The following is an 11,352-nucleotide window of genomic DNA, read 5'->3' on the forward strand; positions in this document are numbered from 1 at the left end:
CTGCCGGAAAATCGTGTCAGGACGGAGAATTACTTCTTCGCTTCTGCTTTATGGCTGAAACCGCGGGCAATTGCCTCGTTCAGGGCAATCGCTTTTGCCGGACGTTCGCTGATGGCCACATTATTACCGGCCCAGCCGTCCACTAGGTTGTTAAACCCGTACACTGTCTGTTTGCCGCCGTAAGGAATAAGAGAAACTTCAGTTTCATCGCCCGGCTCAAAACGGATGGCAGTCGTGGATGAAATATTCAGGCGTTTGCCGTAAGCCGCTTCACGATCAAATTCCAAGGCATGGTTCACTTCAAAAAAGTGAAAATGCGAACCGATCTGGATCGGGCGATCCCCGGTATTACGGACTTTAATTTTGGTTTCCGGCTTACCGGTATTAAATTCAATCGGGGTATCCGCAAAAATGACTCCGCCTAACGGCGTGGGTTGTTTTGTATTGCTCATAATCAGAACCTCACCTTTTTGCTGTACGTTTATTTGATTGGGTTATGAACCGTCACCAGACGGCTGCCGTCTGTGAAAATCGCCTCAACCTGCACATTCGGGATTAAATCATCCACCCCTTCCATCACATCGGCTTTGGTCAGCACAGTAGCGGCTTCTTTCATCACATCTTCCACTGTTTTGCCGTCACGGGCGCCTTCCAGTGCTGTTACCGTGATAATCGCGACCGCTTCCGGGTAGTTCAGTTTTACCCCTCTGTCACGGCGTCGCTGCGCGACATCCGCCAGGGTGTATATCATCAGCTTTTCAACTTCTCTCGGGGTTAATTGCATAACGCCTCCACAATTGAATGAAACCAGAGTCATCAGACAGCAATCCGGGAATTTTCGGTTTCCGGGTCACCGTGATTTCAGTTTTTATTTCAGTGACACATCCGCTGAATGCAGACACAATCCGCCACTGACCGCCGGACATGCGCAGGCGCACACCCGGAAATACTAACGTGTGAAAAATGCAGGCTGTTAATCAGCTATAAAAAAATAAATCATGCACCGCTGTTCTCCTGATAAGAAAACGAGGTTCAGATCCCTGTCAGACTATGCGGTACTTCCGTTACCGCCATATAAATGCGTAAATATCTGCCACTGTGTTTAAATATAAAATAAATAACCCTGCAGATTTTCAGCTAATAAATAAAAAATACTCAGATACGGACAAAATAAAGCAGATTATCACCTGTATTCATCCGTCAATTTTATTATCGCCTCATCCCGGTCTGTTTCTGCCCGCCAGAAAACGGTGCTCCGGCAATGCATCCCACAGTGACTGCAGCCACGGACTGCCTTCCCCGTTCAGTAACGCCTGTGATGTCAGTGTTTCCTGTAAAACCCCGTGACGCAGCACCGCAATCCGGTCAGCAAAGCGGGCTGCCATTGCCAGATCATGCGTGACCCACAATACGCCGCGCCCGTCCGCACACAGCACTTTCAGGTGCGCGAGTATCTGCCCCGCGTGTTCATCATCCAGCCAGGAGGTAATTTCATCCGCCAGAATGTACTGCGCCCCGGTCAGGGTCGCGCCACAGGTCAGCACCCGTTTGGCCATCCCGCCTGAGAGCCGGTTCGGAAAGGCGTCCGTCAGCTCAGGCCGGAGGTTATAACGTTGCAGCTGACGCGCCACATCGTGCATCTTCACATGCATACCGCTGAGCGTGGCTGCGCGTTCCAGCTGCGGGCCGACCCGCACCAGCGGATTGAGCGCGCTCACCCCCTGCGGCACATAACACAGGGTGTTGCCCCGGTGCAGCTGCTTGCTCTCATCCGTCAGGGTTTCTCCCGCCAGCGAGATAGCGCCCCGGCAGCGCATATTGTCCGGCAGCAGCCCCAGCGCGCTCTGCAGCAGCAGACTTTTGCCTTCTCCGCTGCTGCCGACCAGCGCCACCAGCTCACCGGGCTGAACCGCCAGGGAAATATCCGTCAGCAGCGGCTGCCAGCGTTTTTTCCGCAGCCAGCTGAACTGCGCGACATCAATGGCAAGCCGGTTAAATTTCAGCATTATGCGATCCTCAGCCAGAGCTGTTGTAAGGCTTTCGCAAACTGATCAAACAGTAACACCAGTCCGACCAGCACCAGTCCCGGGAAAAATGCCAGCCACCAGGCACCGGTACTGAGATAGCGCAGTGCATCTGACAGCAGGATCCCCAGTGATGCCTCATGCGGCGCAAGCCCGAAGCCCAGAAAACTGAGCGCCGCACTGTGCAGTACCGAATGCGGGAACATCAGCAGCGTGCCGACAATCCACTGCGGTAATAACATTGGCAGATAATGATGACGCCAGCAATACAACCGTGAATTTCCCATACGCTGCGCCAGCATCACATAATCCGTTTCCCGTACCCGCAAAATTTCTGAGCGCAGGATCAGCGTCAGTTTCGGCCAGTGTGTCAGCGCTACCGCCCAGATCACGCCGGATTTTCCGCCGCCCAGAGTGAAACAGATTAAAATCAGCAGCAGCAGGTGCGGCAGTGCCAGCAGTGCATCAATCACCCCGCGCACCAGATAATCTGTCCCTTTGTTAATTGTTGATAACCCGGCCATCGTCAGCGCCACCAGTCCGCTGGTCAGGGCGGAAATCAGCCCGATCTGCAGACTGGTTGCCATCCCCTGAAAAGTGCGATCCCACAGATCACGCCCCAGGCTGTCAGTGCCGAACCAGTGCGCGACAGACGGTGCCTGCCGCCGCGCCAGGAAATCCATATCAATATCAGTGTGTGTGATCCAGATGGCATACACGCCCAGCAGGATCAGCATCAGTAATGTGCCCGTCAGTTTTAACAGCGCGCGGTTCGGGTTATGCGTCATGATTCGCGGATCACTCCCTGATTCACGCGGCGCAGTAAAATATCCGCCGTGCTGTTACCGATAAAAATCAGGATCGCGCAAAACATCACAATGCCCATCAGCAGCGGGATATCCCCCCGCAGCCCCGCGTCTATCGTCGCCTGTCCCAGTCCCGGATAGGCGAACACTTTCTCCGCCAGCAGAGAACCGCTCAGCAGTTCCCCCACAGAGGCAAACTGTAAACAGAGTGCCGGGGTAATAGCGTGACGCAACACATGAAATTTAATCATCGGCCAGCCTTTATCCCCCTGCGCTTTCGCATAACGGATAAATTCGGTTCCCATCACTTCCGCCACTTTTGCCCGTGTGTGCAGGGCAATGTTACCGACACCGAGTAAGCCCAGCGCCAGCACCGGCAGAATCAGGTGATGAATTTTCTGCCCGACGGTTGCCGTGTCCGCATCCTCGCCCATCGGCCAGGCACAACAGATGGGTGCCCAGTTCAGGGTGACCGCAAACAGCGACAACAGCAGCAACCCTATCCAGAATGTCGGTATCGAAGCCAGCAGATACGACAGCGCCGAAATCATTTTGTCCGGCCAGCGGTTCAGGTAACGCCCGGCCACCAGTCCCAGCAGCAGCCCGGCAATGCCCGAGAGCAGCCAGGCGCTGATAAGCAGTGCCAGTGACGGTCCGAGCCGCGCCGAAATCACCTCTGACACCGGCGCGTTATACAGCATGGAGTAACCGAGATCGCCCCGCAGCATCTGCGAGAACCAGATCCAGAACCGCTGCCACAGCGGCTGATCCAGTCCCCAGCGGGCTGCAATCGCCGGATACTGCTCCGGCGGAACATGCAGCAGATCATTTCCGATATAGGCTCTGATCGGGTCGATTGGCGAATAACTGAGGAGGATAAATACCCCCGCCGCCGTGACCGTCAGCAGACAAACAAACCGCACGAAAAGGAACAGGGCACTGCGCATTATTTACAGGTCCAGGCCCAATCATCCACACTGTTGAGCAGTGACCATGATCCGTGGATCTCCGGTGCGCCCTTGCCCAAATCAACACAATCACTCACCACATAGGTATGCTGCACATTCAGCAGCCACGCCCAGGCGGCATCCCCTTTAATCCCGGTACCGGTTTTGCCGTTCCAGTCCACCTGCTGCCAGACAGGAATAGCCGCTTCCTGGTCCGGTGCACTCATGGCTTTCTCAAGGATGGCATCCACCTGCGGATTTTTGTAATAGCCCGGGTTGTAGAATTCCACGCCCGCCGCTTTGCTGCTGTAGTGATGGACTAACTCCATCGGATCCAGACTGCCCCAGCCGAACAGCGTCGGGTTGGCGTGCATATGGCGTTCGACGGTTTCCCAGCTGCCGGACTGTAAATCCAGTTCAATACCGATAGGTTTCAGGAAGGCGCGGATAGCCTGAGCCAGGTCACGGCGGGTGGTATCCCCGCTGGTGTACCACAGCGTCAGTTTGGCCACTTTGCCGTCTTTTTCACGCAGCCCGTCTTTATTCAGTTTCCAGCCGGCGTCTTCCAGAATCTGTTTGGCTTTTTCCGCATCACCATCTTTAAAGGCGGCTTCCGGATTGTTCCACGGCAGCCCGTGAACACCGGTAAAGGCCGGTACGGCGTACCCTTCCATCACCTGTTCAGACAGCAGTTTGCGGTCAATCGCGTAGTTGATGGCTTTACGGATGGCGATATCGGCAGTGATATCGTTACCGATCGGATAACCCTGTGCGTCTTTTTCACCGGCTTTCGGAATCGGGAAGACAATACCGCGGTTTTCCACGCTGGCACGCTCCACCAGTTTCATTCCTTTAACATCACCGGCAGTTGCGGCGATCACCGGCGGAATGCGGACAACCTCAAGCTGACGGCTCTGTGCGGCCGCAAAGGCGGCATCTTCATCCAGGAACACAAACACCAGCTTATTAAAGTCGTTTTTCGGCCCGGCGTAATACGGGTTTGCCTCAACAATCAGCTGCTGGCCCGGCTGGAAAGCCACCAGACGGTACGGCCCGGCACCCACCGGTTTTTGGGCATACTGTCTGGCATCATATTTATCAGCAGACACAATCCCGAGAGAGCCGAGCACGTTGATAAACGTACTCTGAGGTTCGGACAGGGTGATTTTCACTGTCAGCGGGTCAATTTCCTCCGCTTTGGCAAAGTTACCCATGTCGATTTTGCCGCCGCCGGCGGCGGCATTGTTATAAGTGAACGCCACATCTTTGGCAGTCAGCGGGGAGCCGTCAGAGAATTTCAGGTCTTTTTTCAGCTTCAGTGTCCACTCTTTGCCGTCGGCATTGTGGTCGTAGCTGTCCAGCAGATAGCTGTGCCAGGAAAGATCGGCCTTTTGTTTGAGCAGCGGGCTGTGCAGTAACAGATAACTGCCGTGGCTCCAGCCGAGCATCGGGTCAAACCCTTCTGTCGGTTCTGCGCCGATGGCCAGCCGCAATGTATGACCGGTATTTTCTGCCGCAGCCAGCGCTGAAGCACTGATTGCTGTACCTAACAGCAGAGAGACGAGTGTTCTTGCAAAAACTGACTTTTTAGTCATTATTCATCCTTACCTAACTAAAATTTTCATTATTTAATTTTAAGTTAATCCGGTATTACGAAAAATCACCTGTAAAAATTAATCTACCAAAGAAAACAGAGTTTATGCCACTAAAATCACGTCCGGAAATGATGCATACTAATGAATCGTGGTAAAAATCGGATTTCTCATATATTAAATTCTTTTATTCAATATTGCTGCTGAATAATAACGCTATTTTATATTTCTCTGATAATTCACAAATGAAATATTTTGTAACAATTACCCCATAAACAGACAAAAAAATGATGATTTGCCAAGATATTATACTTATTACACATGAGCTCCGGGGGAGTATTATCAGCACCACCGCAGCCCCTTTTTTTTGCAGTGTAGCACACTCTTTTTGAGAATAACGGTTGAATTTCTCCGACAAATTGATTAATTAAATTAATTATTTCTGTTTTGAAAATACTATCGGAATACGTCATAACAGCATTTTATCCAGGCCTGAACCGGCCTTACTGTGCTTGTTACAATATGAGTGACTGAAACTCATTCAGATAAATTAAGAAAACCCATATAAAAACCGAAATATTGAACAGGGAAAAGGTCACGTGAGAAATAAAAAAACGGAAAATACAGACAATTCCTGGTAATAAAAATGAAATTTCGGGAATTGTCTGCTGGTTACAGATAAAAACCGATGGGGGTGACTATCTCAATATGGCCGTTTCTGCCACGTTCCTGTGGCGGCAGCGGAAAAGGGGATGCCCGTTGTACGGTGGCAAGTGCTTCTTTATCGAGCAATTTTGTGCCGGATGAATTGACCAGCTCCGCAGAGATAACATTTCCCTGCATGTTCAGTGTCACTTTCACATGAGAAACACCGGTGGACTTATAACGCAGCAGCGCACGCGGATAGCGTTTGTATTTCGCCAGATGCGAATGCACTGCGCTTTCCCAGCCGGTACTGCCGCTGACCGGTTGCAGTGCATGACTGGTAAAATCCGCGCGGCTCGCGGAACTGTCGCCCTGACGCGGCGCGGAAGTGCTTTCTGCCAGTACCGGGGACGGGTTATCCGTTTCCGGCATTTTGATCTCCGTCAGCGGCTTTTTCTCTGCTTTTTTCTTTGGTTTCTCCGCTTTCCGCGTCCAGGTGCCCTGATCAGAAACCGCCAGTTTATCAACCACAGATTCCCGCTCCGGCTCAGCCACCGGCTGTGGTGCCGGTTGTGACATCACCTGTCTGACGCCTTCCGCCTTTTCCGGCGGTGTACTTTCCAGCTGATAAACGCCCGCTGTCAGCACAAACGCCGGGGGCAGCATGCCTTTCGGATCGTCCGCTGAAAAACTCAGCCAGCCCAGAAACAATGCCAGCAACAGCACGTGTGCGCCCACACTGGCAACCGTACCGCCGACTGAATATCGCCTGTTCTGATAACAGGCCGCAGCCATATTCAACATCACTCAACTCACTTTTTTAATCGTTATTCACGTATTTCAATTTGTAAAATTACAGGCATAATGATAACGCAAATGATATTGCTTTTTATTATTAAATAATAATTCAAATAACAACAATGAGATTTTTTGGATTTTTCTAAGCAATGCGTAATGACTCCTTCAATTACGATGACTTCGACACACACCAGAAAAATGACGACTGAAAAATCGGTAAGCAGGCTTATCGCCGGTGCTTATCACTCAACCTACCATCAGCTTGTCCGCTTCTTCCATAAGCGGCTGGGCAACACTCAGGATGCACGGGATTTGTCGCAGGATGTGTTTGCCCGCTGGCTCAAAGGCGGCAACGAGACCTCTGTGCAGGAAACCCGCGCGTTCCTGTTTAAGATCGCCAACAATGTGCTGACCGACCACCGGCGTCACAGCCGGCGGAAGGGACGTGACCGTGTCAGTGAATGGAATGATTCACTGGCGGCGGACGTGGCACAGGAGGAAGCCGATCCTCAGGTACAGCTCGAACACCGGCAGCGCCTGGACCGGCTGTATCAGGTGCTGAATGCACTGCCGCCCCGTCAGCGGGAAGCCTTTGTGCTTTACCGGTTTGACGGACTTTCGCAAAGTGACATTGCAGAACGGATGGATATTTCTGTCAGTATGGTGGAAAAGCATATCGCCCGTGCCCTGCTGCAATGTAAACGCGCCATGAATGCCGCAGAACAGAAGGACGGGGAATGACAGACCGGCGGGAGCAGGACGAACGGGAAGACGCCGCCGCATTATGGTTTACGCGCTGGCACAGCCAGAGCATGACGGCACAGCAGCAGCGGGAATTACAGACATGGCTGGCGGCCTGCCCGGAAAACCGGCAGGCGTTTGATGATATGGCACTGCTGTGGCGGGAGATGTCGGCTCTGCCGCGTCCGGAAATCACAGAGCAGACACCTGTAAGGACTTTTCCGCTCCTGCGCCAGCTGCGTCATACCCTCGCCGGACTGTTTATCCTGGTAATGCTGTTTCTGCCCTACAGTCAGTTACCCGCCCTGCTGATGGATAACCTGACACTCGCCACCGCCGCAGAGAGCAAATCCATGATCCTGCCGGACGGCAGCCGTATTTTTCTCAGCCGTGACAGCGAAGCGGATATTGCCTATGAACAGACACACCGCCGCATCACCCTCGTGCGCGGTACCGCCTTTTTTCAGGTGAAATCCAACCCGTGGCGACCGTTTGTTATCCGCGCGGACGGCAGAGAGATAACCGTTGTCGGCACGGAATTTGATGTCAGCCGCCGGGGAACAGAAGTGGCAGTCTCCGTGGCAAACGGGATTGTCGCTCTGCGGGATACGCCGGATGAAAAACCGGTGTATCTGCGCGCCGGGGATAAAGCCGTCAGCCCCGCGCCGGGAGCTGCACTGCTGCTCAGCCATATCCCGCCGGAACAGGCCGGGGAGTGGCGCAACGGACAAATCACCCTCACCGATACCCCGCTGCGTGATGTTGCTGACCGCCTCGCACCTTACAGCAGCCACTCCGTCTCACTTGCCGCCAATGCGGCGGATCTGACCGTCTCCGGCCGGGTCACCCTTTCCGAAACCGATGCCTTTTTTACCGCACTGCCGCTGCTGTTACCGGTTGAAGTCACAGAACTGCATGACGGCAGCCTGTTGATTGTGAAGAAAAATAAAAATAAATGAAAAAAAGAATAATTATCAGGTGAGGATAATTCTCATTTCCGCGTCTTCTGATACAGGGGATAACGATGACACTTCCGGAAATGATAAAAATGACAATAAAACCATCACCATTCAGCATCAGGGCTGTCAGCTCCGCCATTGTGCTGGCACTCGGGCTGACAGCGGCACCGGCAGGGGCGGCAGATCTCACGCTTGATCTGCCGGAACAGGCACTGAGCCGTTCGCTGAACGCCATCGCGCAGCAGGGACAAATCCAGTTACTGTATGATGCCGGGCAGCTCGGCGCACTGCGGGCACCGGCTCTGCACGGCAGCTATTCCGCGCAGACCGCCATTCAGACACTGCTGGCAGGCTCCGGCCTGACACTGGTACAGCAGGGCAGCAGCTATGTTATCCGCCCGCTGACCACGGAAGCGGAAACCATTTTAATCCCGGAAACACGGGTTCAGGGCGAACTGGCTTACCATCCGGCCACCGATGTCATGTCGGCCCCGCAATACATTACTGCGGAGGAGATCCGCCAGCGCAATACCGGTGACGGCAACGTCACGGAGCTGCTGCGCACCAACCCGGCGGTGCAGTTCGCCGGTAATGACAGCTCGTCCCTCAACCAGGGCGAAATCAAACCGTCACGGATTTCCATTCACGGCGCGTCCAGTTTCCAGAACGCCTATAAACTCGACGGCATCAGTTTTAACAACGATTTCGACCCGGCAAAAGATACCCTGGGCGAAACCTCCACCCGTCTGGACAGCGGCGACCAGGGCATGTATATCGACAGCCGTCTGATCGACAGCGTGACGGTTTACGATAACAACATCCCGGTGGAATTCGGCGGCTTTACCGGCGGCAGTGTGGATGTCACCAGCCGCCGCTGGAACGGCGAAAACAGCGGCCATATGTATTACCGCACCACCCGCTCCGCCTGGAATCATCTGTTTGAGGATTCCTCACAGCCGATTGATTCATCAAAAAATGATATCAGCCATCCGGCCCGTTTCCAGAATGAATATAACAAACACGATTTCGGCGGCTGGTTTGAAGTCGGCGTGACAGAAAACAGCGGCCTGACAGTATCGGCCTCCCGCCGTACCTCCACCATCCCGGCCAATACCTCGGTACTGATGGCGGTGATGGACGGCGACGATCTGGTCGGTTATGAATTTGATAAGCGAAAACGTAACCAGAAACGTACCTCAGACAACCTGTTTGTGAAGTATGCGATGGATCTCTCGCCGGTCACCACGGCGGATATTTCCCTGAATTATTCTGACTACAAGGCGCGTTTATTCGCCTCCAATATTGCCAACTCCGGTTATGACAATAATCACAAAGGGTTAGGCGTAACCGGTGTTCTGAAGCACCAGACCAGTCTGGCTGATCTGGAATTCACCCTGGGTTATCAGAAACTGAAAGATAACCGCGTGAATGATGAGCAGAATTTCTATGAAATGAAGAACCGGTTACCGGACGGAAGAACGATTGTTAACACCAAAATGGGCGGACTGGGTGATCTGCGGACAGAGCAGGACAATGTCACCACCAAAGCCGTTGCCCGTTTCCTGCCGTCAGAAGGCTTCGGGATCACACACCGCCCGACACTCGGGATGGAATCCACCCATACCAAAGGCCGCTATATCCGCGATAAATCGCATTATCACACCAGTGATGACAAAGCCACTTATGCGGATATGGGCATGGAGATGACCAATATCCACCGTTTCCTGCCGGGAACGGCCTCGGTCAGTTATAACAACTACGCGCTGTTTGCCGATGACAATATTGAGATTGGCCGTCTGACACTGCGTCCGGGTATCCGCGTGGATCGGGATGATTTTGTTCAGCGCACCAATGTCGCACCACGCCTGGCCGCCACTTATGATCTGTTCGGCAATAAAGAAACGCTGCTGATCGCCGGTGCCAACCGTTATTACGGTCGCTCCATGCTGACCTACGCCCTGTACGGTGCGCAAAATGCCGGGCTGGAAAAATGCTATATGTGTAACTGGGGAGAAAACTGGATCCCGAGCAATGATTTTGAAGGTCTGGATTCACTGAAAACGCCGTATAACGATGAAATTTCCCTCGGCCTGCAACAGGAAATCCTCAGCACCACCTGGCGTCTGACCTATGTCCACCGCGAAGGTTACGATGAAGTCCGCAGCCGCACCAAATATACCAATCTGACCGGCCCGGACAAATACTCCGACAAAGGCAACATCCGCACCTTTGATAATGCCGGACGCAGCAAGCATGATTCCGTCACCCTGGCAGTCAGTAACAGTCAGCCGTGGGAATGGGGTCAGGCAACTCATGTCTTTACCTCCTCAATCGTCTGGCAGGATACCAAAACCAACTTCCCGTCTGACCAGGGCTATGCCTTCTTTGAGCCGGGCAATGCCATTAACTCCGACAAAGTAATGTACGGCGGCAAGGTGATCGATGTCAGTGATCTGCCTGCCAGCAACTTTAACTCGCCGCTGAAACTGAACGTCGAGCTGACCAGTGACTGGGATAACTACAATATTTCCTGGTACAACCGCCTGCAATGGTGGGGAGCGCGTAATCAGGCTGTCCGTCATGACAACGAAGTGGTCCGTGATCCGCAGTACGGCGAGTTACGTGTCTATCAGAAAGAACATTTCGCATCCAAATTCACCTGGGATACCCGCGTGAACTGGAAACCGGAATTTGCTTACGGCGCATCTGTCTCGCTGGAAGTGAATAACGTCCTGAATAACAAAAATGTCGCGGATACCTTTATCTATGCCGGTAACAAGGTGATTGCCTATGATCCGGGCCGTCAGTTCTGGTTACAGCTGAATTACGATTTTTAATCT

10 protein-coding genes are annotated in these 11,352 nt (G+C 53.1%); 3 read left to right on the plus strand and 7 right to left on the minus strand.

What is annotated here, in order from left to right; all coding sequences use genetic code 11:
* Positions 1 to 29 precede the first annotated feature (29 nt).
* From N7387_RS05270 to N7387_RS05300, 7 genes are all read right to left on the minus strand, one after another.
* Entirely contained in the window at positions 30 to 452 is a 423-nt protein-coding gene (locus N7387_RS05270; RefSeq protein WP_080948011.1) for an urease subunit beta, read from the minus strand.
* Between the two features lie 29 nt (positions 453 to 481).
* Complete coding sequence (locus N7387_RS05275) at positions 482 to 784, minus strand: urease subunit gamma (protein WP_025153862.1); 303 nt, start codon at positions 782 to 784, stop codon at positions 482 to 484.
* A gap of 433 nt (positions 785 to 1,217) precedes the next feature.
* Entirely contained in the window at positions 1,218 to 2,006 is a 789-nt protein-coding gene (locus N7387_RS05280; RefSeq protein ID WP_279797460.1) for an ATP-binding cassette domain-containing protein, read from the minus strand.
* On the minus strand, positions 2,006 to 2,812 hold the full coding sequence (locus tag N7387_RS05285) for an ABC transporter permease (RefSeq protein ID WP_025153864.1): 807 nt from the start codon (positions 2,810 to 2,812) through the stop codon (positions 2,006 to 2,008). The genes N7387_RS05280 and N7387_RS05285 overlap by 1 nt, the downstream gene beginning before the upstream one ends.
* A complete protein-coding gene (locus N7387_RS05290; RefSeq protein ID WP_279797461.1) occupies positions 2,809 to 3,777 on the minus strand; it encodes an ABC transporter permease in 969 nt (322 codons plus the stop codon). Before N7387_RS05290 ends, N7387_RS05285 begins: the two co-directional genes overlap by 4 nt.
* Positions 3,777 to 5,372 carry an ABC transporter substrate-binding protein gene (locus N7387_RS05295; protein WP_279797463.1) on the minus strand — a complete coding sequence of 532 codons (1,596 nt, stop codon included), beginning with the start codon at positions 5,370 to 5,372 and terminating at the stop codon, positions 3,777 to 3,779. The genes N7387_RS05290 and N7387_RS05295 overlap by 1 nt, the downstream gene beginning before the upstream one ends.
* Before the next feature lie 669 nt (positions 5,373 to 6,041).
* Complete coding sequence (locus N7387_RS05300) at positions 6,042 to 6,818, minus strand: energy transducer TonB (protein ID WP_279797465.1); 777 nt, start codon at positions 6,816 to 6,818, stop codon at positions 6,042 to 6,044.
* A 192-nt stretch (positions 6,819 to 7,010) separates the two neighbouring features.
* Here N7387_RS05300 and N7387_RS05305 point away from each other — a divergent pair, with 192 nt between their 5' ends.
* The 3 genes from N7387_RS05305 to N7387_RS05315 all read left to right on the plus strand — a co-directional run bounded on the left by N7387_RS05305 (position 7,011) and on the right by N7387_RS05315 (position 11,349).
* Positions 7,011 to 7,553 (plus strand): sigma-70 family RNA polymerase sigma factor, encoded by a 543-nt coding sequence (locus N7387_RS05305; RefSeq protein ID WP_279797509.1) that lies wholly within the window; start codon positions 7,011 to 7,013, stop codon positions 7,551 to 7,553.
* Positions 7,550 to 8,512 (plus strand): FecR domain-containing protein, encoded by a 963-nt coding sequence (locus N7387_RS05310; protein WP_279797467.1) that lies wholly within the window; start codon positions 7,550 to 7,552, stop codon positions 8,510 to 8,512. Before N7387_RS05305 ends, N7387_RS05310 begins: the two co-directional genes overlap by 4 nt.
* Before the next feature lie 65 nt (positions 8,513 to 8,577).
* Complete coding sequence (locus N7387_RS05315; protein WP_279797468.1) at positions 8,578 to 11,349, plus strand: secretin and TonB N-terminal domain-containing protein; 2,772 nt, start codon at positions 8,578 to 8,580, stop codon at positions 11,347 to 11,349.
* Positions 11,350 to 11,352: the final 3 nt, after the last annotated feature.

It is taken from the genome of Morganella sp. GD04133, assembly GCF_029835375.1.
In the GTDB taxonomy this organism is placed as follows: Bacteria; Pseudomonadota; Gammaproteobacteria; order Enterobacterales; family Enterobacteriaceae; genus Morganella; species Morganella morganii_B.

What these genes read in the sequence shown, in the direction of transcription:
- N7387_RS05270 (WP_080948011.1), bottom strand. Translation starts at nt 452, where the DNA reads ATGAGCAATACAAAACAACCCACGCCGTTAGGCGGAGTCATTTTTGCG.
- N7387_RS05275 (WP_025153862.1), bottom strand. Translation starts at nt 784, where the DNA reads ATGCAATTAACCCCGAGAGAAGTTGAAAAGCTGATGATATACACCCTG.
- N7387_RS05280 (WP_279797460.1), bottom strand. Translation starts at nt 2,006, where the DNA reads ATGCTGAAATTTAACCGGCTTGCCATTGATGTCGCGCAGTTCAGCTGG.
- N7387_RS05285 (WP_025153864.1), bottom strand. Translation starts at nt 2,812, where the DNA reads ATGACGCATAACCCGAACCGCGCGCTGTTAAAACTGACGGGCACATTA.
- N7387_RS05290 (WP_279797461.1), bottom strand. Translation starts at nt 3,777, where the DNA reads ATGCGCAGTGCCCTGTTCCTTTTCGTGCGGTTTGTTTGTCTGCTGACG.
- N7387_RS05295 (WP_279797463.1), bottom strand. Translation starts at nt 5,372, where the DNA reads ATGACTAAAAAGTCAGTTTTTGCAAGAACACTCGTCTCTCTGCTGTTA.
- N7387_RS05300 (WP_279797465.1), bottom strand. Translation starts at nt 6,818, where the DNA reads ATGTTGAATATGGCTGCGGCCTGTTATCAGAACAGGCGATATTCAGTC.
- N7387_RS05305 (WP_279797509.1), top strand. Translation starts at nt 7,011, where the DNA reads ATGACGACTGAAAAATCGGTAAGCAGGCTTATCGCCGGTGCTTATCAC.
- N7387_RS05310 (WP_279797467.1), top strand. Translation starts at nt 7,550, where the DNA reads ATGACAGACCGGCGGGAGCAGGACGAACGGGAAGACGCCGCCGCATTA.
- N7387_RS05315 (WP_279797468.1), top strand. Translation starts at nt 8,578, where the DNA reads ATGACACTTCCGGAAATGATAAAAATGACAATAAAACCATCACCATTC.